Origin of the sequence: Aestuariibius sp. HNIBRBA575, assembly GCF_040932005.1 — a bacterium.
In the GTDB taxonomy this organism is placed as follows: Bacteria; Pseudomonadota; Alphaproteobacteria; order Rhodobacterales; family Rhodobacteraceae; genus CANLNM01.
Map to the genome: position 1 here is coordinate 1,439,066 of NZ_CP162414.1, position 21,710 is coordinate 1,460,775.

Consider the following 21,710-nt stretch of genomic DNA (forward strand, 5'->3'; position numbering starts at 1 on the left):
AGAGAGACAACATGGAAAAGTTCGATCCAGCAATTTTGGACCGCAAAGGCCTGATCCGGGAATCCTATCGGATGGATGGGATTACAGCTGGGGAATGTCGCTCGATCTTTTTGGATTGGGCGCTAAGCGTTCCTGAGGGCGCAGATGTTCAGGCGTTTTTGACGCAATTGATTGCGCAATATGGCGATGCACATCCGGATCATCCAATGACCCAAACATTGCGCGAAGGATTGCAAACCAGCGGTCCGGCCAAACGGCGCGGCGGTCGGGCCGCCAAGTTTAAGAACTAGATAAAGATCGCATCTTGAAGGTCTAGGAACCGCGTTTTCCAAACGAAACGGGTGTCGCGGTCCTTCAATCTTGGCAAGGCGATCAAGGCCATTCACGGTAGGTGACTTTCTCATGAAAGCGATTGCTTTTCTTAACACGATCGTTCTGGCGCTGAATGTGAGTTCGGTATCTGCTGACCAAGACAATCCGCTTGAAAACATTAGCAAGTTTGTCGGACTCTCATTACACAAATGCATGGATTCTGAAGACAATGTATATTTGTGTTTCGAAACCGTTATGTCTGAATGCAATGCACATGTCGCTGGCTTTGCGCATAATGCATACCCTTGTTCAACGAATACGCGCTTTGCATTTCGCAAACTTGTGGCAGACAGGATCGAAGCCTCTTTTCCCGATAATCTATCCTTTGAGATGTTTCAGGAAACGCTGGAGGCTGGGTATGGTTTTTGCCGGGGTTTGGATCAGCTTGGGGTTGGGTTAGGTCGATCTGGGCTAAGTCTGGAAAATGAAAGTTGCCTCAACCAGATGACAATTATTGCTGTCGCCAAAGTCTGGGACATTTTCTAATTTTGAACATCAAGGGTGTTTGCTTGTCGTTGAAACACTAAAGTATTGTTGCCCATTCCGACCTAATAGCGGTGAATTCATGCGGTAATCACCGGTTTTTCCCAAAATGGAACCAATCCCGGCACAATTCTGCCTCATAAAATTAAGAATAGTTAACGTAACCTTGAGGGGGGTAACCAATTTCATGGGCGAAAGCCCGGAGGGCGTAACATGACACTTAAACGTATCGCAGGCATTGCAGCACTGGCTTTGACACTTGCTGGGTGTTCAACCGTCGACACCGTATCCCGAAACGCACCCCTAAATGCACCCGGATTGGAAACCGCAATCCCAGAGGTCGCCATCGAACGGTCCTATGACGTGCGTGACATTCGCGTCGCGTTTCCATCCAATCTGACCGTGTCAGAATCCAACGGATATTACCCGATTGCGGATATCGTTTGGCGGGGGGACCCACTTGGGGATCGTCGTCAGCAAATTGGCGAAATCTTTACCGCGTCGTTTCGCGATGGCACATCTGACTTGCATGGCGATATCCCTGTTGTCGCCACCATCCGCGTATTGCGGTTCCATTCACTGACCGAACGGACCCGGTATACTGTTGGCGGCGTGCATTCGATCAAATTTGAACTGGCCGTGCATCACGCCCAAACCGGCGCCGTTGTTGAATCCCCCCGGATCATCATCGCTGATTTACCGGCCTTGGGCGGGCAGGCGGCTGTGATGGCTGAAACCCGCGGCGAAGGCCAGAAGGTGCGCATCATGACCCATCTTGCACAGGTGGCGCTGCAGGAACTGGGCCCGCAAAACCCCCCCATTCTGGCATCTGCGCCTGCACGCTGATCTATCCCCCCTTTCGCTGGGACGACAAAGTCTTTAGAGGACGCGTATGAATGCGTCCTCTTTGCCCGTCATCCGCCTGAAACCCAAATCCGAAGCCCGCGCAATTCGCCACGGCTTTCCTTGGGTTTACTCAAATGAAATTGTCACCGATCGCCGCACCAAAGCGATCGAGCCCGGCGCGCTGGCCGTGTTGGAGGACCCCGAACGTCAGAAAATGGGCGTGGTTGCGGTCAATCCAAATTCGCGGATTTTTGCGCGGATGCTGGATCGGGACGAAAACGCGGTCATTGATCAGGCTTGGCTGGCCGGGCGTATTGCCCGCGCGCTGAAGCATCGTGAACGGTTGTATGATGCCCCGTTTTATCGGCTGGTTCACGCAGAAACCGACGGTTTGCCGGGGGTGATTATCGACCGATTTGGCGATCTGGCCGTGATCCAACCCAACGCCGCCTGGGCCGAAGTGCTGATTGAACCGCTGGCCGCCGCATTGGCCGACGTGACTGGCGTGACCACCATCATCAAAAACGGCACTGGCCGGTCGCGAAGCCTAGAAGGCCTGACCGAAGAAACCACCGTGATGCGGGGCAATGCCCCTGATGGCCCATTGCCCGTGCCGATGAATGGCGCGACCTATATGGCCGATGTCATGGGCGGGCAAAAAACCGGTCTGTTTTTTGACCAACGTCCTAACCATGCCTTTGCGGCACAACTGGCCAAAGGCGGGTCGGTTCTGGACGTATTTTCCCATGTGGGGGGCTTTGGGCTGGCCTGTCTGGCCAATGGTGCCACATCCGCATTGGCGGTGGATGGGTCTGCCCCTGCGCTGGCATTGGCTGAACAAGGCGCCATCGCAACCGGTGTCGCAGATCAGTTTTCAACCCGTCAGGGCGACGCCTTTGATGTGTTGACCAAGCTGGGCGAAGAGGGTGCAAAATTTGACGTGGTGATCTGTGATCCACCGGCCTTTGCCCCATCTCGCAAAGCGTTGGAACCGGGGTTGCGCGCCTATGAACGTGTGGCCCGACTGGCGGCTCCTTTGGTGGCCGAAGGCGGCTATCTGGGCCTGTGTTCCTGTTCACATGCGGCGGATTTGTCGAAATTCCGCAACGCATCTGCACGCGGCATTGGCCGGGGCGGACGCCGTGGTCAGCTGATCTATACCGGATCGGCGGGACCGGATCATCCGCTGCTGCCACAACTGGCCGAAAGCGGCTACCTAAAATCCCTGTTCTTCCGTCTATAGGGCCATGCGGGTCCTGATCGACGCTTGTGTTCTGTACCCGACGGTGATGCGGGAAATTGTGTTGGGCTGCGCCCGCGCACGGTTGTTTGAACCAAGGTGGAGCGCACGTATCTGCGAAGAATGGGCCCGCGCCGCGGCCCGTTTGGGCGCGGATGGGGAAACCTATGCGCGCGGTGAAATTGCGCGTTTGAACATCGAATTTCCCCGCGCTGTGATTGCGCATAATGGGGCGTTGGATCAGCAGCTATGGTTGCCGGACAAAAATGACATTCACGTTTTTTCGTCTGCTGTTTCAGGGTTTTGTGATGCGATCCTCACATCAAACGCAAAGGATTTTCCGCGTAACATTTTAGCGGAACAGGACCTGCAACGCCTCGATCCGGACGGGTTTTTGATGTCACTGTTTGTCGATCATGACACAGTTGTTGAACAGGTCGCCAACACCGTGCTGACCGAAGCGATCCGCCTGTCCGGGCAGGAATGGACCATGCGCAAACTGCTCCGAAAGGCCCGTCTGCCACGCCTTGGCAAAGCTTTGGATCACTGAAACCTGCCATTTACAGGGGCAAATCCCTAAAATCAGGTCGATTTGAAATGCTTGGACAGTTTGAGCCCCTGACCTTGATAATTGGACTTTATTTCGCGTCCATACAGGGCTTTGGGCTCTGCGCTCATGCGTTCATAAACCAAACGCCCCACAACTTGGCCATGTTCCAGCACAAATGGCGCCTCATGGCACCGGACCTCTAACACGCCGCGCGAACCGGCCCCACCGGCGCCATCCCAGCCAAATCCGGGGTCGAAGAACCCGGCATAATGCACGCGAAATTCGCCAACCATCGCCAGATAAGGGGCCATTTCAGCGGCGCAATCGGGCGGGATACAGATCGCTTCGCGGCTGACGAGAATGTAAAACGCGCCGGGGTCCAGAATGATGCGGCCTTGGGACGTGCGCACCTCTTCCCAGTAATCGGCAGGGTCATAATGATCCAGATTGGCCAGATCGACCACACCTGTGTGACGTTTGGCGCGGTAGCCGACCAAATCGCCGGAACGGGGCTGTAGATCGACTGAAAATCCCAGCCCGTCGGAAATCACCGGGTCCCCGGACACAATCGGGGATCGGGCATGCACAGCGCGCAGTTCATCATCACTGAGTAGGGTTTTACCCTGTCGGAAAATGATCTGGTTCAACAATTGACCGGGCTGGGCCACGACGGAAAAGCTTTGCGGGCAGATTTCAGCATAAAGCGGGCCGTCATATCCGTCGGGAATACGGTCAAATTCAACCCCGTGATCGGTGATCACCCGGGTCATCAGATCAAGCCGCCCCGTCGAGGATTTGGCAGAGGCCGCAGCGGTCATACCGTCGGGCAGGGACAGGTATTCCATCAAGGGAATCACATAAACACAGCCCTTTTCCAGCACCGCGCCACCGGTCAGGGCGATTTTATGCATGGTCAGTTCATCCAACCGATCCGCCACGGTACGCCCGTGACCTGCCAAAAACGACGCCCGCACACGGTACGCAATCGCGCCCAGCCGTAAATCCAGAGATGCCGGTTGAATTTGTTCGTTCAAAATCGGGGAAGAGGCCGAAATTCCGCCCGACGCGATCAGGGTTTCGATCTGATGATCCGCCAACACTCCGGTGTCGATTTGCGCGTTATCTGCGTTCATGATCGTTCCCCCTTTTGGTTCCCCATAACATGTTTGTTCATGATACAAAAACACCCGCTGCGCAAATCGCGAAGCGGGTGTTTTTGAGTATCGGTAACGTCGTTTAATGGTCGGGCTAGCAGGACTCGAACCTGCGACCTTCCGTCCCCCAGACGGACGCGCTACCAGGCTGCGCCATAGCCCGACATTGGGTCTTAATAGCGTTTTGGGCGGGGCGGGCAAGCGGAAAAATGCGCGATTTGGATTGAATTTCCAATTCCGATCAGGCGGATTTCATCCGTGTGTGCAAATCTTTTAGGCGGGCCAGAAGCGGCGCATAGGTGGCGGCATCCGCATGTAACGCACCGGGCTTTTTCTGGATCAAATCATGCAGAACGCTGGGGGCTAGATCTGGCTCCATAACGTCCAGCGAAATATCCACACGCCGTTTTTGCGGCGTCGGTTCACCCTCTTGTTCGGGGTGGGGGTCAGCTGTGCTCTGATCAATATCGGTTTTGGTGTCCGAACTTGGGCGTTTTGACAAAAACGACGGAAGCGCAGCTGGCTCGGATGGGACATCCGTTTTGACCGGCTGTGCGTCGGGAATGTGGGGGGGCGTGTCCGCTTCGATCTTTGACGATTCGGTGATCGCACCGGCGATCACTTCCATCGGGGTTTGGCTAGGTGTGGTCGGTTTGGTGTCGACCGCCGCATCTGGCTGGTCAGCAACCGCCGCCGCATCATCCACATCTGAAACGACACCAGAATCCGCCTGTTCTGCTAGCGCAACCACTGGTTTGGCCATTTCGGGTTTTGCGGTTCTGGGCTGTTCGGGGGGCAACACCACACGGGCCTGCACCAAATCGCCCGTATCCTGATCTGCCGGGCCTTCGCCGGGCAGGGGGGCGGACATGGCGGAAACGGCTTTGACGCCTTTTTCACGCAGGGTTTTCTGCGCGCCTTTGATGGTCATCCCATCATCATGCAGCAACGTTTTGATGCCGCCCAACAGCCGCATATCCTGAGGCCGGTAATAGCGTCGCCCACCCGCGCGTTTGACGGGTTTCACTTGTGGAAACTTGCTTTCCCAAAATCGCAGAACATGGGCCGGGGAATCCAGCCATTCTGCGACTTCGGAAATGGTGCGGAATGCGTCGCGGGATTTGCTCATCCGCGCGCCTCCTTTCAGCTTTTGTTGCCAGCTGCCACGCGGTCTTTCATCAGATGCGAGGGCCGGAAAGTGAGAACGCGGCGAGGGTGAATTGGCACTTCTTCCCCGGTTTTGGGGTTACGTCCAACGCGCGCCGCTTTGTCGCGAATTGAAAAAGTTCCGAATGAGGAAATTTTGACCGTTTCCCCAGAGACCAGCGCATCAGAAACGTGTGACAGCACGCTTTCAACCAATTGAGCGCTGTCGTTGCGTGACAGGCCAACTTCTTCGTGTACGGCCTCTGCCAAATCCATGCGTGTAAGTGTCTTATCTACCATCCCTATCCCTCCGTTTGGTTAAGTCTAGGCAGAACCGAAATTCAGAGTCAATAACAGGGACTTGCGAGAAGCCGTTCAGGCGGAATTCTGTGTGTATTTTGTGGGATTTGGCGGAAAGTGACGCGAAATTACCAGCGCAGAACAACCGCGCCCCATGCCAAACCGCCGCCGATGGCCTCAGCAACCAGCAGATCACCCGGTTTGATCTGACCGTTTTGCACACCCACAGACAGGGCCAGCGGGATCGATGCGGCTGATGTGTTGCCGTGGTCCTGAACGGTCACCACCACTTTGTCCATGCTCACGCCCAGTTTGCGGGCCGTGCCTTGGATGATGCGGATATTGGCCTGATGGGGCACAATCCAGTCCACATCATCGTGACCCAGCCCGGATTTCACCAAGGCAGAATCAGCGGTTGAGGCCAGTTTTTCCACGGCCTGACGGAACAGGGCATTGCCCTGCATCACGATAAACCCGGTTTGCTGGCTGACCATGCCGCCATCCACATACAGCAGATCACGGTAACGCCCGTCAGAATTCAGATCACAGCCCAGAATGCCCCGGTCATCAGATGTGCCATCGCCCATCTGCGCCTCAAGGATCACAGCGCCAGCCCCGTCGCCAAACAGCACACAGGTGGACCGATCGGTGAAATCAAGGATGCGGCTAAAGGTTTCGGCCCCAATCACCAGCACCCGTTTGGCCTGACCGGATAGAATCATCCCATTGGCATTGGTCAGGGCATAGACAAACCCAGCGCAGACCGCCTGAATGTCATAGGCAAACCCTTGGGTCATGCCCAGTTTCTGCTGCACCATGGTGGCTGCGGATGGAAATGTCATATCCGGGGTGGATGTGGCGACAATCACCGCGTCGATGTCGTCAGCCTGCAATCCGGCATGATCCAGCGCGGCTTGGGCGGCTTTGGCCCCCAGATCAGAGGTAAATTCATCCTCGGCGGCAAAGTGGCGCCGTTCAATCCCTGATCGCGTGCGAATCCATTCGTCACTGGTTTCCAGTGTGGCCTCAAAGTGTGTGTTTGGCACAACCCGCTCAGGCAGGTAATGCCCCACTCCTCGGACCACGGCGCGCAGAGTTTGGGATGGTGTCATGTGTTTATTTACTGCCTGTGGCGGACGCGCCGGATGCGGCGGCGTCAATTTCCTTAACGTCATCTTGGGCGAGGGATGCCGCAGATGCAACCCGTGCCGCAAGTTTGTCGGTGAAACCGGATTGCGCCAATTGATGTGCCAATTGCAGCGCCGCTTTGACCCCGGTCGAATCGGCGGATCCGTGGCTTTTCACGACTGTGCCATTCAGCCCCAGAAACACGCCGCCATTGACGCGGCGCGGGTCCATCCGTTTGCTGAGCCGTTTCAGCGATGTCATCGCCAACAGGGCCGCAATGCGCGATAGGGGCGTCTTCTTAAAGGCTTCGCGCAGGAATTGGCTGATCAGGCTGGCCGTGCCTTCGCCGGTTTTCAGCGCGACATTGCCGGTGAACCCATCGGTCACAATCACGTCAACGCGATCGCCGGGAATATCGCCACCTTCGACAAAACCGACATAGTCGAATTCAGCCAATGGCGCCATGCGGGCGATCATTTCATGGGCCACCTTTAATTCGGCGCGGCCTTTGTGTTCTTCGGTGCCGACATTCAGCAGGCCAATACGCGGGCGGGGCATGTTCATGCCATTGCGCGCATAGGACGCCCCCATCAGGGCATAGGTCAGCAAATCATCCTGATCGGCGCGAATATCAGCGCCCACATCCAGCATCACGTTGAACCCGGACGGGTTGCGCGATGGCCACAGACAGGCAATGGCGGGGCGATTGACGCCCTCGGCTTTGCGAAGGCGGATCATGGCCACCGCCATCAAGGCGCCGGTATTGCCGCAACTGACACAGACATCGGCCTGTTTGTCACGCACAGCTTCGATGGCGGACCACATGGACGTGTCTTTGCCGTGGCGCATCACTTGGCTGGGTTTGTCTGACATCGACACCACACCGTCGGCATGATGGATGGTCACGCGATCCGCGATGCCGCGTTTGGTCAGCATCGGTTTCAGCGTTTCCTCTGGCCCATGCAAAATCGCGCGGGCGCCGGGGGTCGTTTTCAGAAAACGCGCAAGGCCCGCAACAATGGTTGCAGGCCCTTGATCGCCGCCCATGGCGTCGACAGATAGAACAACGTCTTTAGGCATAGCCGCACCCCGGTCTTGATCCTTCAAAATCTGGGTCATAGCGGCCGCCTAAATCAGTTTATGCCGCGTCGTCGTCCAGATCCACGTCCGCAACCTGTGCGATCACTTCACGGTCCGCATAGGTGCCACAAGAGGGGCAAATGTGATGTGGGCGCTTCAGCTCACCACATGATGGGCATTCATTTGGGTTTGCACCAGAAAGAGCGTGGTGCGAGCGACGGTTGTTCCGACGCGACTTGGAGATCTTATTCTGTGGGACAGCCATGTCTCAACCTCGGTTTAAGGGGCCATATCGTGGGCCCGTCGTTTATCTAAATTCAGTCCGGTTTCGCGGGGTCATATGCGATTGTACGGCCCCTGTCGAGACGTATCTGACAGGCGGGTGAACATAGTTTCGTTCCCACAAAACGCAAGTGGTTTTCGATCACCCGGTTTATGCGTCGTTTTCGCCGTTCTTGTCCAAGCTGTTACGCAAGGCAGCCAACCCTGCAAAGGGGCGCGCATCTTCGTCTGTCATTGGGGTTTGGCCGGGTTCTGTGAACACAGCCGACCCAATTTCGGCCCCATCTTTGCGTGGATAGGGGGGCAGATGCAGCGCCAGCGCTTCGATCATCACTTGGGCGACGTCCAATACTTCGGGCAGTGATTCCAGATTTTCCTCGTCGGTCATTTCAACCTCGGAATCGTCAGGCTCCACATAGCCGGTCACATATTGGCGTTCGACCTTTTCGTCGATTCGTGTGGTCACCGGATCCAGCGTCACCACACATTCCTGCACCACAGTCGCCCCGATATCGGCAACAAGCCGCCAATCCCTGGACCCCATCGGATCCAGCCGTCCCGAGAACCGCAATTTGCGCAGCCCGAGCAGGTCCAGATCAACCCCTATGGCGTTTCGGCCCTCTGCGTCGGGTTCAATAACAAAGTCCAGACCGGCCCGATTGGGCAGATCCGCGATGCGAATGAGGTGTTCGGGCAAAGAGGCCATTGTGCTTCCATTCTTGAAGTTTCAGGTCCGCTTGATGTAAGCGGGGATACGGGCCGTCAAGGCCAAACAAATGAGGTCGACATGCGTAAAGCACCAAAATCCGCAGCCAAGACACTGCGCGCTGCAATTTGTATCGCAGGATTGGGCGCTATGGTCGCGTGTTCGCCGATCTATCGCAACCATGGTTTTATCCCGCCAGAACAGGACCTGTCCGAATTGTTGGTTGGGATTGATACCCGCGACAGTGTTGAGGACGTGGTTGGGCCGCCCACCGCCGGGGGTGTTACGGATTCCAGCGGCTATTATTATGTCCAAAGCCGGTTCCGCAAATTTGGCCCGTTTGAACCCCAAGAGGTCGAGCGCGAAGTTCTGGCCATCACCTTTGATGCGGATGGGGTTGTTCAGAATATCGAACGTTTTGGCCTAGAGGATGGTCAGGTTGTGACCCTGTCGCGCCGTGTGACGGATGATAATATTCAGGACACCACGTTTATCCGCCAGTTGATGGGCAGCTTTGGCCGCGTGGACGCCGAAGGTCTGCTGGGCGCGCCGGGCTAAGGTTTCGGGCAAAAACCCAATCAAATCAGGGCTTTTCGGCCTGCTCTTGAAGTGCGATGGCAAGGTCGCCATAGCCGGTTTTTCGATGTTCAAACGCCAGTCCCATCCGGTCGGCATGTCCCCGCGCCAATTCGACCAGCGCCGGGTCATCGATCTGTGATTGATAGACCAACGTGGTGTAATTGCCGAAATACATGTCCAGCAATTGCGGATGACGATCCAGCCCCAGCGGTTTCCAGACAAAGGCGTCAAACTGGCGTGCCAGGAAATCTGTCAGATAAAAACAGGTGACTTCGCCTTGGGCAGCAAAGGCGTCATTGCCTTCGTAAAATGAATAGCAATGCGGGCCTTTGATCATTTCAACGCCCATGTCATCACAGGCTGATTTCAATTGCCCACCTGTGCCGCAATCCGCATAGGCCACAAAAATGCGGGTGTATTGATCCCGTCTTTGGGCGACCGCGTCTTTGACGGCATCGGTGATGCGATCTGGGTGATTGTGCAGAATTGCGGGCAGGCAATGCAGGTCCAGATGGTGCCAGTTATTGCCACGGATCAGGGCCAGAATTTCACGCGCCAGTGCACCGCAGGCCAGAATCAACACCCGTTCGGTCCCAAGATCAGTGTTGGATCCAGATAAATCCAACCCCTGTTCTGTCAGTTCCACGTCAGAAACCGATTGGGATATGTCCAGTGGGGGGGCGGGCTTTTTCACGCAGGCAGACCTAACATTGACGCAACAGGCGGATTGCCCATCAACATATCCTGATGGTTCCATCCCGCCCGATCCGGTGCAAGCCCAAAAACGGCACGCTCAAACGCGGTTGCGCCTTTGGCGGGAAGGGGCGCTAATCCTCAAAGTTGAGCAGCAGATTTGTCTCATAGGGTTTGATGGTTTGACGCGCGGTTGCCCCGTAATGCAGGCCTTTATCAATGGCCAGTTCCGGGAACAGCGCCAACAATTCGTCCCTTGTATCCTGCGCCACATTGTCGAGCGTGAATTCACCGGGGTGAAAGCTCTCAGAGGGGCAATTTTCGGCATAGATAATTTCATGCGTGTCAAACATCAGGTGGTAATAGGTCACCATCCCGCCCTCTTTGGGGCGAATCGTCAGGTCATTCACCAGATGTTTCGCCGGGATCAGCACCTCGGCTACGCCAAACAGCATTTCGCATTGCGGCCCATAATACAGCATCCGGTGCTGCGGCGAGACCAGCAAATCGCTGTCATTGTCTAATGCGCCTTTCTGGATCAGGATCGGGGCGAATGCGCCCTCAGCTTGGACCTGGCAGGTCCCAATCCAGCGAATTTCCTGAAACCCGTGATCCATCGTCAGGATTTTATCACCAACAGAGAGGGTTTCGATGGGTTTTTGACCTGATTGTGTCGTGATCCGGGTGCCGGATGTAAAACAAGTGATAAAGGTCGGGTCCATCCGGTCGACGTTCAGGCCATATGCGTAATTGGAATTTAGGGAATCAAATGTCACCGATTGAATGGGGGCAGATTGCATCGTTGCATGATCGGTATTGTCGGAATATTCGGGCACCCAATAGGTGTTGCCATCGGTATCTTGGGCAACCACTGCGGTGACATTGGCGGTGGACCCATCGATAAATGTTACCGTCGCATTGTAAACGGCCGTCCCGTCAAATTCCTGCGCCACGCCGCTGTCATTGATTTCAAACGTATCCCCGGGATATGCCATGTCGTAAAATGTGTCCCAGACACTGACCGCGTCCCAAGTTTGGGCGTGATCCACCAGAGAATCCCCGGGGCCACCAAAGGTGAGGCCGACCAGATCCCCTGCGCTTTCGGAGTAATCATTCCCTTCCACTGAATCGATGTCCGATTGGACACCTAAATAGAATACATTAAATGACGATGGCATTGTTTTTCACCCGTTTTATTCCCACGTCCTCAGCATGGGGGTGGATGATTTCCAATCGCTTAAAAATCTTGGCTAATAGCCTCAATTTTAACGAGTATTGACGAAAAAAGGCCCGGAAAATCCGAGCCTTTGTCATAGATTTTAATCAGGTTTGAACGTTAACCAGCCGCCAGCTGGTTATGTTTACGCGCCATGTATTCCTTGGCGGTTTCAACGGCCACGGCCGCGTCCCGGCAATAGGCGTCTGCGCCGATCGCTTTGCCGAACTCTTCGTTCAAGGGCGCGCCGCCGACCAACACGGTGTAATCGTCGCGGATGCCTTTTTCGACCATCGTGTCGATCACAACCTTCATGTAAGGCATGGTTGTGGTCAGCAGGGCGGACATGCCCAGAATGTCGGGCTTTTCGGATTCCAAAGCTTCCAGATAGGCTTCGACGGCGTTGTTAATGCCCAGATCAACAACCTCAAATCCTGCGCCTTCCATCATCATGCCAACCAGGTTTTTGCCGATATCATGAATGTCGCCTTTGACGGTGCCGATCACCATTTTGCCCATACGGGGCGCGCCGGTTTCCGCCAGCAATGGTTTGAGGATGAACATGCCACCCTTCATCGCGCCCGCGGCCAGCAGAACCTCTGGCACAAACAGAATACCATCCCGGAAATCGTTGCCCACAATGGTCATACCACCCACCAGAGCTTCGGTCAGAATCCGATAAGGTTCCCAGCCGCGTTCCAACAAGATGTTGACCGCTTCTTCGATTTCTTCCTTCAGACCATCATACAGGTCGTCAAACATCTGCAGAACCAGCTCTTCGTCATTGAGCTCGCTGAGGATGATGTCATCTTGGTCGTCAGACATGGGTGGCTTCCCTATGGCTAGTATGTCGAAATTGTTAACGTGTTCATTCCAAATGCGCTGAAATCACGCAGCAGGTCTGGACCGATTGCGACATGGAGTGCCTCGACAACGACGCAAGAGCAAATGAATAATCCGCAGGATTATAGTGAGGAGGCTTCACGCGTTCGCGTTTTGTTCTTATAGTGGCAAAATGAGCAAACCCGCAGAACAATCCCGCAGGCTGGGCCGCGCCGCCCAGAGCAACATAACCAACCGGTTTGAAAGGCTTCGCACCGAAACGGTGGAGGATGGCTGGTTTGTGGATGAATTGCCGGTTTTGCGCACCGAAGTGACACAGGAAACCCCGCGCAAAGTGCTGAGCTATAATGCGTCACCGGACCTGCCATTTGACCGCGCGATTAACCCTTATCGGGGGTGTGAACATGGCTGTATCTACTGTTTTGCCCGCCCCAGTCACGCCTATTTGGGCCTGTCTCCGGGGCTGGATTTCGAAACCAAGTTAATTGCCCGCCCCAAAGCGGCAGAGATTTTGGCGGGTGAACTGCGTAAACCGGGCTATCGCGTCGCACAGATTGCCATTGGCACCAACACCGATGCCTATCAACCGATTGAGAAAACCCAAACCGTGATGCGCGATATCCTAAAGGTGCTGCAGGCGTTCAACCATCCCGTGGCCATCACCACCAAAGGCACGCTGATAGAGCGTGACATCGATATTCTGTCGGATATGGCCCGCAATGGGCTGGTGCAGGTCGGGGTGTCCGTGACCAGTTTGGATGCACAGATTACGCGTGCCATGGAGCCCCGCGTCCCATCCCCTGCGCGCCGGTTGGCGTTGATCAAAACGCTGTCAGATGCAGGTATTCCGACCCGGGTGATGGTCGCGCCGTTGATCCCGGCTTTGACGGATCATGAATTGGAACCGATCCTCTGTGCCGGGGCCGAAAACGGGGCGCGTGCGGCGACGTTTATCATGCTGCGACTGCCGCGCGAAGTGTCAGAGCTGTTTCAGGATTGGCTGCAACAGCATTTTCCAGATCGGGCCAAACGGGTCATGGGCCGCGTGCGGGAATTGCATGGCGGGAGTGATTATGATCCCGATTTTGGACGTCGCATGACCGGGCAGGGGATTTGGGCTGAATTGATCCAGAAACGTTTTCACGTGGCGTTAAAGCGGTCTGGCCTGTCGAAATCCCTGCCGCCTTTGCGCACGGATTTGTTCTGTCCACCCTTAGCGCATGGTGGACAGATGTCGCTGTTTGACTAGAAATTTGTAGGGATCGTCCCTTGCGCTGTGACACGGTCCCGCATCATGGGATCGCGTCACATCACACTAGGGCAGGTTTAGCCGCGACGGCGGGATCGCCGTGTGGTGCGCGTGGGCGTGTCGTTTTCACCGGTGCCGTCATTGGCGGATGAATAGCCGCCCAGTTTTTCGGCAATCAATTCCAGCGACGGGCGATCCCCCCGTGGGGTGTTTTCCAACGCAGCGCGCATCGCGACCAGATGTTCCGGCGTTGTGCCACAGCAGCCGCCGATGATGGTTGCGCCGCAATCCCGGGCCAGAACGGCATATTCGCCCATCAATTCGGGCGTACCGTCATAGTGAATGTGGCCGTCAACATATTTGGGGATGCCGGCATTGCCTTTGGCGATCAACGGCAATTCGGGACCCGCCGCGGCAAATCCCATGATTGTGCGCAGCAAATCAGACGCGCCAACCCCGCAATTGGCACCAAAACCCAACGGCTGATAGCCCAGTTTGCCGACCATTTTGACCATATCGGCGGATGTCAGCCCCATCATGGTGCGCCCAGCTGTGTCAAAGCTCATGGTGCCACACCATGGCATATCGGCCTTTTCAAATGCTTCGGCGGCGGCGGCATATTCTTCGGGGGCAGAAATCGTTTCAACCCAGAGCACATCCACGCCCCCGGCCTTTAGGCCTTCGGCCTGTTCGTGGAACATTTCCACGGCGATTTCGTGGGTCAGATTGCCCATCGGCGCCATGATTTCACCTGTTGGACCAACAGATCCGGCCACGATCACGTCGCGACCTGATGCATCTGCAACGTCACGCGCAATTTCAGCCGCGGCGCGGTTCAATTCCCCGACGCGATCAGCTGCGTCATGCAGTTTCAAACGCGATGCATTGCCGCCAAAGGAATTGGTCAGGAAAATATCGGACCCAGCATTCACTGCACCGGCATATAGCGCTTTGATCTTTGCTGGTTCGTCCTGGTTCCACATTTCCGGGGCATCCCCGGATTGCAGGCCCATATTGAACAGGTTCGTGCCTGTTGCCCCATCAGCCAACAGCCAATCGCGGGTTTCAAGGAGACGGGAAAGAGCGTTTGTCATCAGGGGCACCTGTAGCAGCATGAGCATCACCAGTTCGGACCGGTAACATTTGGGTCTGTCGCGGCAGGTCGCATGTCGCGGGACCAAGATCAAACCCAAAATTTGCATCTTCATCATGAGTAGGCTGCATATTGCCCGCATTTGGATGATGAATTTGCCTGAAAATGAACCACATAGCGGTCGGGATCTGCCAAAAACGGGGGGTCGCCAGAAAAAGCGGTTGCCAGCGAGGGGCAAAGCTTTGTTTGAACTGCGCCAAACCGCAAGCGAGATGTTTGCGCAAAAAGGCCCATCGATCCGGCAAGGTTGGGATCGCAGCCAATGACACCGTTGTGGCGCCAGCGGCAATCGCTGCATTAATCCCGGCATGGATCAGCGCATACATTGTGCCGTCCGGTGCGCATTGATCCGCGCGCATCAGGTCCAGCACCCATTTGTCGGCGGTGGCGTGAAAGCTGACAAAAGCAACCAATTTGCCATCCACATGGGCGGTGAAAAACACCTGCCCATGGGTGTTTCCGGCCACATAGCGGCCCATGGAAAATCCGCGTTGTCCCCCATGGCGATCGGCCCAATTGTCAGCAACACGCGTCATATCATCCCAACATGGGGCATTTAACATTGGGCGGATTTCGACACCGGCCTTTTGGGATTTGCGCAGTTTCCGACGCAAGCCGCGACGTTGAGGAATGTCTAAATTCCAATGGTTTAGATCAATCACTGCGTCCGATGCGATGCGGATCACCGACCAGCCGATACTTTGCGCAGCAATCGCTGTGGCGGCGCTGCATTTATACAGCGCCGGTTTCAGGTTCCGCGCCTGTGCAAAGTTCTGAAGTTTGTCCAACGCACGCGCGGACACGCTGTTTGAGCGCAGGACAGTAGGGTGGCCATGAAAGGCAGGGCCAATCGCCGCCATCACCGGACCGGCCACATCCACACGCCAGCCCTGTTCGCCATGCTGATCCAGCAGGATATGCCCGGATTGTTGCACCAACCCCCATTCCGGACAGGGCGGGTTGCCTAAAATGCGGCGCGTTTCCCAGTTGGTGGCCAAATGCAGGTCGGTTTTGGCCTGATCGCGCACATAGATCAGCCCGGGAACCGCAACCAAGGCGGGCAGGGCGTAATAGGCCAGTCGATACGCAAGGATCGCGGCCAATAAATCAGGGGCGGGAATGGCGGGCAACAACGCCATCAAGGTCAGCTCAAACGCGCCCAATCCCCCCGGAGCATTGGAAAGGAGCCCACAGCCCAAAGCGACCAAATAGGCGCTGAACAAGGTCATCGGGTCCACTTGTCCCCACAGGAACACCCCCAAAACGATTGCGGCAAATCCGGTATCCAACAGCGCCCAAAGCACCAGTTGACCCAAATCCGACGTGTCCAACTGGCCTAAAATGGCGCGCAGACGCGGAATGCGATGACGCATCAATGGCAGGGCCAGACCGATGGCCGCCGCAGCGGTCGCCCCCGCCAAAAGAGCTGGCTTTGCAGGTAAATCAACCCTGCCAAGCCACAGGATCAGGGCTGCAACGATCGACCATGCCGCCAAAAAGGACACCGATACCAGCACGGATAGATGCACCGCCCGGATTGCGGTCAATTCAGGCAGACAGCGCCACCGGACCAACGCGGATGTCAGGCTGCCAAAGCCCAGCACTTGGCTAAGGGCGATGGCGCGCATCCCGGAAATACGGGCGCGACGGGCCGAAATCCCAGTGCGCAGGGCGCGGTGAATCACCGCATCATATTGTCCCAACGCCAAAAAACTGGCCGCAGAGGCCAAAATCGCCAATCCCCATTGCAGCGGATGCATGGACCAAACCACATTCCAGATTTGTGAAATGTCAAATCCGCGCATCCGGTCAAACAGCAAAACCCCGCAAATGATCAATGCAACGGGTGGCAACAAATGCCCCCAGCGAAACGACAGCGCAAATGCATCACGCGACGCCGCTGTGTTTGAGTGCGGGGCCGTTTGGGCTGAAACTGAGTTTTGATCGTCACGCATAACAAGATCCGAAAAACGCCGAATACACTCGGCTGGTCTTGTTAGGGCTAGCTGGCGGGCGGTGAACCATGCGTTAATTTCAGGTGAGGAACTGCCTCAATGGTTAACGGCGCGCCCTGAATGATCCAAAGCGCGCCGTTACAAAATTTAGGGGCCTTACTGTCGTAAGGCTTTGATTAATCAGCTTCTTTTAGAAGCGACTCTTTCGCGACTTTCAGGTTTTCCGCCATTTGCGCACGGATTGTCTGTTCATCAGCAACGCCGTTCAGGTCCGCGGCCAATTTGCGATAGACATCTTCGTGGCCGGCTTCTTCGAAGTCGGATTTCACAACTTCTACGGCATAAGCTTCGGCATCGGCGCCGGTTTTACCCAGCAGGCCAGCGGCCCAAAGACCGGTCAATTTGTTGCCGCGCGCATCAGCTTTGAACTGCATTTCTGCGTCATGGGCGAATTTGTTTTCAAACGCGCTTTCGCGATCGTCGAATGTGGACATGGGATGATCCCCCCGTATTGAATGAACCTTGTCCTTCATATGCCTGTCGGGACGCTTGCCCGCAAGGGGGCGCTGGCGTATGAGGTCGTTTATCAAAGCGGCCAAGCGCCGCATTTCGCCCATTCGGCCCTTTGATTGGCCCGGTTCACCCGGTTTGATCAACCACCACGGGGCAGACAGGAGAGCACATGGCACGCGGCAAAAAGATTTATGAAGGCAAAGCGAAGGTTCTGTACGAAGGCCCTGAGCAAGGCACGTTGGTACAATATTTCAAAGACGATGCCACCGCGTTTAACGCTGAAAAGAAAGCCGTGATCGACGGAAAAGGTGTGTTAAATAACCGCCTTAGCGAGTTTTTCATGACCGGGCTGCACAATATCGGTATCCCGACGCATTTCCTGAAACGGCTCAACATGCGCGAACAATTGATCCGCGCCGCAGAGATCGTGCCGCTCGAAGTGATCGTGCGCAACTATGCCGCCGGGTCGATGGCCAAACGTTTGGGGATGGAAGAGGGCACACAATTGCCCCGTCCCATCATCGAATTTTCCTACAAAGATGATTCCCTCGGTGATCCGCTGGTCCCCGAAGAATACATCATCGCCTTTGGCTGGGCATCACAGCAGGATCTGGACGACATCGTGGCCATGGCGCTGCGGGTCAATGATTTCTTGTCTGGGGTCATGTTTGGCGTCGGCATCAAATTGATCGATTTCAAAATCGAATTTGGCCGCGTCTACGAAGGTGATTTTCAGCGTCTGATCCTGGCCGATGAAATCAGCCCGGACAGTTGCCGCCTATGGGATATCGAAACCGGCGAAAAGCTGGACAAAGACGTGTTTCGCCGCGATCTGGGCAATCTCACGGATGCCTATACCGAAGTGGCCAAACGGCTGGGCGTGATGCCGTCTAATCCGTCGCAAATGCCCAAACCTACTCTGATCAACTAAGCTAAGGACGTATCCGATATGAAAGCCCGCGTATTTGTCAGCCTGAAAAACGGCGTTCTGGACCCCCAAGGCGAAGCTGTGCGTCACGCACTGGGTGCGTTGGGATTTGACGGCGTGAACGGCGTGCGTCAAGGCAAGCTGATTGAACTGGACCTAGCGGATGGCACAACCGAAGCCACGGTCACTGAGATGTGCGAAAAGCTGTTGGCGAACACTGTGATCGAAAGCTATTCGATCGAGTTGGTCTAAGCCAAATCGTCCCCATTCGGGGCGTATTCAAAAAGAAAGGCGACCCGGTTGGGTCGCCTTTTGTCGTTGTGGTTGCTGAGGTTTTGGATGAAACGCTCAGGCTTGGGCAGCGCGGCGTTTCTGACGTCTCGCGATGGCGCCAAATGCGATCAGACCAGCCGCCGTCAATGGCAAAGATCCGGGTACGGGAACCGCAGGCAGCGCAGCGCTGATGTCGAAAACAAAGGTGTGGATGGGATCAGCGCCAATTGCGATATCAACAAAATCAATCCCGATTGTGGAATCTGTAAAAGAAATGTTGACCACTTCTGAAGCGATACCAGAGACCAGAGCAACGGATGTGATAACGCTGTCGAAACCTGAAAACGCAAATGTGGTCGGCGCGCCAACATTAGCGAAACCAGAGAGATCATAGGTGATCGTCAGCGACGAGGCGGTAAAATCCACGGGGATCGGATTGATTGTCGGAGCCATAAACTCAACTCCGGGATCGGTGATTGTCGCGTCACCTGAGAAAAAAATAGGCCCCCCAGTGATACCAAATTCGTAATGAATTTCATCACCAATCAGGGAAACGGGAATTGCATGTGCTGCAACTGCGGACAATGCAAAGGCTGCTGCTGTCGTGAGTGTTTTGAAAAAGTTCATCTGACATCCAAGAAATATTTCGACTGGGTGCTCGGAGCGAGCTCTGAACTTATGTGCTAAATATTGATTAAAAATCTAATCAAATCGTGTCTTTGCTCCAGACAAGAAACAAATGTTGCAGGTTCGCCATCTGAATATTGACAGGTTTATGGATGCAAAAGGGGCAACGCCCGTGCGGCCCCATGTCGAACGTGTCAGATCAACTTTGCGCGGATTTGCGGCGTTTTTTACGCATTCCGGCCCATCCCAACGCCAACACACCTGCAGACAAAGGCAAGGAACCGGGCAAGGGAACCACCGGCATTGGCACCGAAGCCGTGACATCAAACACAAATGTTTGGGTCGGATCAGACCACGCCAATGGGTTATGCATATTCAGTGTGATCGTATCATCGGTAAAGAAAATACCGGCAACATCTGCCGCATTTCCAGCGGCCAACGTCACAGACGTGATGATATTATCAAAGTCCGAAAAGAAAAACGTGGTCGGTACCCCGATTTGTCCGGCGACCCCAGGATTGAAGGACAGCGAAATACTATTCGCATCAATATCAACCGGAAGCTGAGGGAAAAGCGGGATAACAAATTCTACACCCGGGTCGCTAATGACCGCGTCGGCGTTGAGAAATCCCCCAAAACCAGTTTGCCCAAAGTCCAGATTAATGGTGTCCCCAATCAACGACACGGGCAATGCATGAACAGAGCTGGACATAAACACCAGAAGGGCAGCCATTGACGTCGTCTTGAAAAGGGTCATATTTTATACATCAATTCTATAGGTTTATGCCGGACATTTGGTGTAGCATTCGGATTTGGATATCGGGCTCGTTAGGTCAAACTACCCAGACACACCCTTTTCGCCAAGAAAATTTTAACTTTGATTAAAAAATGCGTCACCAAATGATCTGACGAGGTTTGGGATTGATCCGAAACCCCACCAGACGTTCGCGTATAAATTGTTTTGGGTTCAAAAACTGCATATCCAGTTGATCTTTAAATACATGTTTAAAGAATTTGGCGTCATGTGGTATTCAAGCTATGCGCGAAGACACGTTATGTTGCCTTTGGAATATGCTTTTTAATGGAGAAGGCCTTCGGGAGTTTAGAAGGGTACGTATGGTAGCGGTAACAGAGTTGATGCTGAATGCAGGGGATGTCCTGTATCGCGAAGGTGACCCCAATGATTGTGGGTTCATCGTCGAATCTGGTGAATTTATCCTCTATCATCAACAAGAAGGGCAGCGTGTCGATTGCGAACGCCGCGGCCCCGGATCGATCATCGGTGAATTGTCGATCCTAACCGGGCAACCCCGAACGGTGACGGTTCAAGCGTTGGAAAAATGCTGTGTTTTCAGGGTGTCCGCCGATGAAATTCTGGATCGCTTTGAAAAGCTGGATCCGATTTTACGTGCCTGTATTGAAACATCCATAAATTTCGCAGCCACCCTAAACCGACCGGCCCATCACCAAGATGCAATTGCCGATCTCGCGCCAAATACGTTGCGGAATGCAGACGACCTGATTGAAAAATTCAAGTTTGAAAACGACATCCTCAAAGGGTTGACGCGCAAAGAGTTTTTCATGGTTTATCAGCCGATTGTTCGGCTCATGGATGGGCAAATTGTTGGGTTTGAGGCATTGATGCGGTGGGAACATCCCCAATTGGGGTCGGTGCCTCCGTCCCAGTTCATCGAAGTCGCTGAAACGATTGATGCGATATCTGATTTGACGGAATTTGCCCTGACGCAAGCCTGTGCAACGCTGGCGCAAATTCAAAACCAGTCGGCTGACCACTGGGACATGTTTATGTCCATTAACGTGTCTGGATCCGATATCGGGCGGTATGATTTTGTCGATCAACTGGACCATGTTTTGAATATGAACGGGGTGCAGCCCCAAAACATTAAGCTGGAAGTGACCGAAACGGCTTTGATCCCAACCTCTGACGTTTCGGAACGGAATTTGGCGCGGCTGCGCTCTTTGGGATATGGCATTTCGATTGATGATTTTGGCACCGGCTATTCCAATCTGGCCTATCTGAAAACGCTGCCGCTTACGGCGCTTAAAATCGACCGGGCCTTTGCCGGGGATGCCCGCAACAGTGATGTATCGCGCAGCATCGTCAAATTTCTGGTGTCGCTTGGGGGCGAATTGAACGTTGATATCGTCGCCGAAGGGATCGAATCTATCGAAGATGTAGCGGTTTTGCGCGACTTGGGATGCCGGTTTGCACAGGGCTATTATTTTCATCGACCCAGTTCAAAGTCGGACATCCTGAAATTGGTCACCCAAGACAGCCTCACCATGTTGCCCAATGAAAGCCGCCTATCGGGGTGATGGGCCTTCTCAGTCATCCCAATTCCCCGGAAATATGGCGTTTGGCCATTGTGATAA

25 protein-coding genes and 1 tRNA gene are annotated in these 21,710 nt (G+C 54.8%); 10 read left to right on the forward strand and 16 right to left on the reverse strand.

What is annotated here, in order from left to right:
• The first annotated feature begins 11 nt into the window (after window positions 1-11).
• The 5 genes from AB1F12_RS07280 to AB1F12_RS07300 all read left to right on the forward strand — a co-directional run bounded on the left by AB1F12_RS07280 (window position 12) and on the right by AB1F12_RS07300 (window position 3,491).
• The gene (locus AB1F12_RS07280) at window positions 12-290 is read left to right on the forward strand and encodes a hypothetical protein (RefSeq protein WP_368187746.1); all 279 of its coding nucleotides are present in this window, start codon (window positions 12-14) and stop codon (window positions 288-290) included.
• A 112-nt stretch (window positions 291-402) separates the two neighbouring features.
• On the forward strand, window positions 403-858 hold the full coding sequence (locus AB1F12_RS07285; RefSeq protein ID WP_368187748.1) for a hypothetical protein: 456 nt from the start codon (window positions 403-405) through the stop codon (window positions 856-858).
• Window positions 859-1,068: 210 nt separating this feature from the next.
• On the forward strand, window positions 1,069-1,701 hold the full coding sequence (locus AB1F12_RS07290; protein ID WP_368187750.1) for a DUF6778 family protein: 633 nt from the start codon (window positions 1,069-1,071) through the stop codon (window positions 1,699-1,701).
• Window positions 1,702-1,747: 46 nt separating this feature from the next.
• Window positions 1,748-2,944, forward strand: coding sequence for an RSP_2647 family RNA methyltransferase (locus AB1F12_RS07295; RefSeq protein ID WP_368187753.1), 1,197 nt, complete (start codon window positions 1,748-1,750; stop codon window positions 2,942-2,944).
• A 4-nt stretch (window positions 2,945-2,948) separates the two neighbouring features.
• On the forward strand, window positions 2,949-3,491 hold the full coding sequence (locus tag AB1F12_RS07300) for an RSP_2648 family PIN domain-containing protein (protein ID WP_368187756.1): 543 nt from the start codon (window positions 2,949-2,951) through the stop codon (window positions 3,489-3,491).
• Window positions 3,492-3,523: 32 nt separating this feature from the next.
• Here the strand turns inward: AB1F12_RS07300 and AB1F12_RS07305 are convergent, their stop codons facing one another.
• The 8 genes from AB1F12_RS07305 to AB1F12_RS07340 all read right to left on the reverse strand — a co-directional run bounded on the left by AB1F12_RS07305 (window position 3,524) and on the right by AB1F12_RS07340 (window position 9,287).
• Window positions 3,524-4,624 carry a 2'-deoxycytidine 5'-triphosphate deaminase gene (locus AB1F12_RS07305; protein ID WP_368187758.1) on the reverse strand — a complete coding sequence of 367 codons (1,101 nt, stop codon included), beginning with the start codon at window positions 4,622-4,624 and terminating at the stop codon, window positions 3,524-3,526.
• A gap of 107 nt (window positions 4,625-4,731) precedes the next feature.
• Window positions 4,732-4,808 (reverse strand) — tRNA-Pro (locus tag AB1F12_RS07310).
• A 78-nt stretch (window positions 4,809-4,886) separates the two neighbouring features.
• Window positions 4,887-5,774, reverse strand: coding sequence for a MerR family transcriptional regulator (locus AB1F12_RS07315; RefSeq protein WP_368187760.1), 888 nt, complete (start codon window positions 5,772-5,774; stop codon window positions 4,887-4,889).
• A 14-nt stretch (window positions 5,775-5,788) separates the two neighbouring features.
• Window positions 5,789-6,091 carry an integration host factor subunit alpha gene (gene ihfA / locus AB1F12_RS07320; protein WP_368187762.1) on the reverse strand — a complete coding sequence of 101 codons (303 nt, stop codon included), beginning with the start codon at window positions 6,089-6,091 and terminating at the stop codon, window positions 5,789-5,791.
• A 128-nt stretch (window positions 6,092-6,219) separates the two neighbouring features.
• Window positions 6,220-7,203, reverse strand: coding sequence for a beta-ketoacyl-ACP synthase III (locus tag AB1F12_RS07325; protein WP_368187766.1), 984 nt, complete (start codon window positions 7,201-7,203; stop codon window positions 6,220-6,222).
• A 4-nt stretch (window positions 7,204-7,207) separates the two neighbouring features.
• Window positions 7,208-8,338, reverse strand: a complete 1,131-nt coding sequence (plsX, locus tag AB1F12_RS07330) for a phosphate acyltransferase PlsX (RefSeq protein ID WP_368187768.1) — start codon at window positions 8,336-8,338, stop codon at window positions 7,208-7,210.
• A gap of 19 nt (window positions 8,339-8,357) precedes the next feature.
• Window positions 8,358-8,564, reverse strand: coding sequence for a 50S ribosomal protein L32 (gene rpmF, locus AB1F12_RS07335; protein WP_368187771.1), 207 nt, complete (start codon window positions 8,562-8,564; stop codon window positions 8,358-8,360).
• A 168-nt stretch (window positions 8,565-8,732) separates the two neighbouring features.
• Complete coding sequence (locus AB1F12_RS07340; RefSeq protein ID WP_368187773.1) at window positions 8,733-9,287, reverse strand: DUF177 domain-containing protein; 555 nt, start codon at window positions 9,285-9,287, stop codon at window positions 8,733-8,735.
• 81 nt (window positions 9,288-9,368) lie between these two features.
• Here AB1F12_RS07340 and AB1F12_RS07345 point away from each other — a divergent pair, with 81 nt between their 5' ends.
• A complete protein-coding gene (locus AB1F12_RS07345) occupies window positions 9,369-9,845 on the forward strand; it encodes an outer membrane protein assembly factor BamE (protein ID WP_368187774.1) in 477 nt (158 codons plus the stop codon).
• Between the two features lie 25 nt (window positions 9,846-9,870).
• Here AB1F12_RS07345 and AB1F12_RS07350 read toward each other — a convergent pair whose 3' ends face one another.
• The 3 genes from AB1F12_RS07350 to AB1F12_RS07360 all read right to left on the reverse strand — a co-directional run bounded on the left by AB1F12_RS07350 (window position 9,871) and on the right by AB1F12_RS07360 (window position 12,600).
• Window positions 9,871-10,506: a DUF1638 domain-containing protein gene (locus AB1F12_RS07350; RefSeq protein WP_368188304.1), complete on the reverse strand. Its 636-nt coding sequence runs from the start codon at window positions 10,504-10,506 to the stop codon at window positions 9,871-9,873.
• 187 nt (window positions 10,507-10,693) lie between these two features.
• Window positions 10,694-11,737, reverse strand: coding sequence for a Hint domain-containing protein (locus tag AB1F12_RS07355; RefSeq protein WP_368187777.1), 1,044 nt, complete (start codon window positions 11,735-11,737; stop codon window positions 10,694-10,696).
• 158 nt (window positions 11,738-11,895) lie between these two features.
• Window positions 11,896-12,600: a corrinoid protein gene (locus AB1F12_RS07360; RefSeq protein WP_368187780.1), complete on the reverse strand. Its 705-nt coding sequence runs from the start codon at window positions 12,598-12,600 to the stop codon at window positions 11,896-11,898.
• 190 nt (window positions 12,601-12,790) lie between these two features.
• On the opposite strand from AB1F12_RS07360, the gene AB1F12_RS07365 reads away from it, so the two are divergent.
• Window positions 12,791-13,867, forward strand: a complete 1,077-nt coding sequence (locus AB1F12_RS07365; protein WP_368187782.1) for a PA0069 family radical SAM protein — start codon at window positions 12,791-12,793, stop codon at window positions 13,865-13,867.
• Window positions 13,868-13,944: 77 nt separating this feature from the next.
• Here AB1F12_RS07365 and bmt read toward each other — a convergent pair whose 3' ends face one another.
• The 3 genes from bmt to AB1F12_RS07380 all read right to left on the reverse strand — a co-directional run bounded on the left by bmt (window position 13,945) and on the right by AB1F12_RS07380 (window position 17,469).
• A complete protein-coding gene (gene bmt, locus AB1F12_RS07370) occupies window positions 13,945-14,961 on the reverse strand; it encodes a betaine--homocysteine S-methyltransferase (RefSeq protein WP_368187784.1) in 1,017 nt (338 codons plus the stop codon).
• Window positions 14,933-16,975, reverse strand: coding sequence for a phosphatidylglycerol lysyltransferase domain-containing protein (locus AB1F12_RS07375; protein ID WP_368187786.1), 2,043 nt, complete (start codon window positions 16,973-16,975; stop codon window positions 14,933-14,935). Before AB1F12_RS07375 ends, bmt begins: the two co-directional genes overlap by 29 nt.
• A 176-nt stretch (window positions 16,976-17,151) precedes the next feature.
• Window positions 17,152-17,469 carry a DUF1476 domain-containing protein gene (locus tag AB1F12_RS07380; protein ID WP_368187789.1) on the reverse strand — a complete coding sequence of 106 codons (318 nt, stop codon included), beginning with the start codon at window positions 17,467-17,469 and terminating at the stop codon, window positions 17,152-17,154.
• Between the two features lie 188 nt (window positions 17,470-17,657).
• Between AB1F12_RS07380 and purC the strand changes: the two genes are divergently transcribed.
• Window positions 17,658-18,419 (forward strand): phosphoribosylaminoimidazolesuccinocarboxamide synthase, encoded by a 762-nt coding sequence (gene purC / locus AB1F12_RS07385; protein WP_368187791.1) that lies wholly within the window; start codon window positions 17,658-17,660, stop codon window positions 18,417-18,419.
• Window positions 18,420-18,437: 18 nt separating this feature from the next.
• Window positions 18,438-18,668 (forward strand): phosphoribosylformylglycinamidine synthase subunit PurS, encoded by a 231-nt coding sequence (gene purS / locus AB1F12_RS07390; RefSeq protein ID WP_368187793.1) that lies wholly within the window; start codon window positions 18,438-18,440, stop codon window positions 18,666-18,668.
• A 96-nt stretch (window positions 18,669-18,764) separates the two neighbouring features.
• On the opposite strand, the gene AB1F12_RS07395 is transcribed toward purS, so the two are convergent.
• Both AB1F12_RS07395 and AB1F12_RS07400 read right to left on the reverse strand, forming a co-directional pair.
• On the reverse strand, window positions 18,765-19,316 hold the full coding sequence (locus AB1F12_RS07395; protein WP_368187796.1) for a VPLPA-CTERM sorting domain-containing protein: 552 nt from the start codon (window positions 19,314-19,316) through the stop codon (window positions 18,765-18,767).
• A gap of 199 nt (window positions 19,317-19,515) precedes the next feature.
• On the reverse strand, window positions 19,516-20,049 hold the full coding sequence (locus AB1F12_RS07400) for a hypothetical protein (RefSeq protein WP_368187797.1): 534 nt from the start codon (window positions 20,047-20,049) through the stop codon (window positions 19,516-19,518).
• Between the two features lie 383 nt (window positions 20,050-20,432).
• On the opposite strand from AB1F12_RS07400, the gene AB1F12_RS07405 reads away from it, so the two are divergent.
• Window positions 20,433-21,653, forward strand: a complete 1,221-nt coding sequence (locus tag AB1F12_RS07405; protein ID WP_368187799.1) for an EAL domain-containing protein — start codon at window positions 20,433-20,435, stop codon at window positions 21,651-21,653.
• The last annotated feature ends 57 nt before the right edge of the window (window positions 21,654-21,710 follow it).

What these genes read in the sequence shown, in the direction of transcription:
- AB1F12_RS07280 (WP_368187746.1), top strand. Translation starts at nt 12, where the DNA reads ATGGAAAAGTTCGATCCAGCAATTTTGGACCGCAAAGGCCTGATCCGG.
- AB1F12_RS07285 (WP_368187748.1), top strand. Translation starts at nt 403, where the DNA reads ATGAAAGCGATTGCTTTTCTTAACACGATCGTTCTGGCGCTGAATGTG.
- AB1F12_RS07290 (WP_368187750.1), top strand. Translation starts at nt 1,069, where the DNA reads ATGACACTTAAACGTATCGCAGGCATTGCAGCACTGGCTTTGACACTT.
- AB1F12_RS07295 (WP_368187753.1), top strand. Translation starts at nt 1,748, where the DNA reads ATGAATGCGTCCTCTTTGCCCGTCATCCGCCTGAAACCCAAATCCGAA.
- AB1F12_RS07300 (WP_368187756.1), top strand. Translation starts at nt 2,949, where the DNA reads ATGCGGGTCCTGATCGACGCTTGTGTTCTGTACCCGACGGTGATGCGG.
- AB1F12_RS07305 (WP_368187758.1), bottom strand. Translation starts at nt 4,624, where the DNA reads ATGAACGCAGATAACGCGCAAATCGACACCGGAGTGTTGGCGGATCAT.
- AB1F12_RS07315 (WP_368187760.1), bottom strand. Translation starts at nt 5,774, where the DNA reads ATGAGCAAATCCCGCGACGCATTCCGCACCATTTCCGAAGTCGCAGAA.
- ihfA (WP_368187762.1), bottom strand. Translation starts at nt 6,091, where the DNA reads ATGGTAGATAAGACACTTACACGCATGGATTTGGCAGAGGCCGTACAC.
- AB1F12_RS07325 (WP_368187766.1), bottom strand. Translation starts at nt 7,203, where the DNA reads ATGACACCATCCCAAACTCTGCGCGCCGTGGTCCGAGGAGTGGGGCAT.
- plsX (WP_368187768.1), bottom strand. Translation starts at nt 8,338, where the DNA reads ATGACCCAGATTTTGAAGGATCAAGACCGGGGTGCGGCTATGCCTAAA.
- rpmF (WP_368187771.1), bottom strand. Translation starts at nt 8,564, where the DNA reads ATGGCTGTCCCACAGAATAAGATCTCCAAGTCGCGTCGGAACAACCGT.
- AB1F12_RS07340 (WP_368187773.1), bottom strand. Translation starts at nt 9,287, where the DNA reads ATGGCCTCTTTGCCCGAACACCTCATTCGCATCGCGGATCTGCCCAAT.
- AB1F12_RS07345 (WP_368187774.1), top strand. Translation starts at nt 9,369, where the DNA reads ATGCGTAAAGCACCAAAATCCGCAGCCAAGACACTGCGCGCTGCAATT.
- AB1F12_RS07355 (WP_368187777.1), bottom strand. Translation starts at nt 11,737, where the DNA reads ATGCCATCGTCATTTAATGTATTCTATTTAGGTGTCCAATCGGACATC.
- AB1F12_RS07360 (WP_368187780.1), bottom strand. Translation starts at nt 12,600, where the DNA reads ATGTCTGACGACCAAGATGACATCATCCTCAGCGAGCTCAATGACGAA.
- AB1F12_RS07365 (WP_368187782.1), top strand. Translation starts at nt 12,791, where the DNA reads ATGAGCAAACCCGCAGAACAATCCCGCAGGCTGGGCCGCGCCGCCCAG.
- bmt (WP_368187784.1), bottom strand. Translation starts at nt 14,961, where the DNA reads ATGACAAACGCTCTTTCCCGTCTCCTTGAAACCCGCGATTGGCTGTTG.
- AB1F12_RS07375 (WP_368187786.1), bottom strand. Translation starts at nt 16,975, where the DNA reads ATGCGTGACGATCAAAACTCAGTTTCAGCCCAAACGGCCCCGCACTCA.
- AB1F12_RS07380 (WP_368187789.1), bottom strand. Translation starts at nt 17,469, where the DNA reads ATGTCCACATTCGACGATCGCGAAAGCGCGTTTGAAAACAAATTCGCC.
- purC (WP_368187791.1), top strand. Translation starts at nt 17,658, where the DNA reads ATGGCACGCGGCAAAAAGATTTATGAAGGCAAAGCGAAGGTTCTGTAC.
- purS (WP_368187793.1), top strand. Translation starts at nt 18,438, where the DNA reads ATGAAAGCCCGCGTATTTGTCAGCCTGAAAAACGGCGTTCTGGACCCC.
- AB1F12_RS07395 (WP_368187796.1), bottom strand. Translation starts at nt 19,316, where the DNA reads ATGAACTTTTTCAAAACACTCACGACAGCAGCAGCCTTTGCATTGTCC.
- AB1F12_RS07400 (WP_368187797.1), bottom strand. Translation starts at nt 20,049, where the DNA reads ATGGCTGCCCTTCTGGTGTTTATGTCCAGCTCTGTTCATGCATTGCCC.
- AB1F12_RS07405 (WP_368187799.1), top strand. Translation starts at nt 20,433, where the DNA reads ATGGTAGCGGTAACAGAGTTGATGCTGAATGCAGGGGATGTCCTGTAT.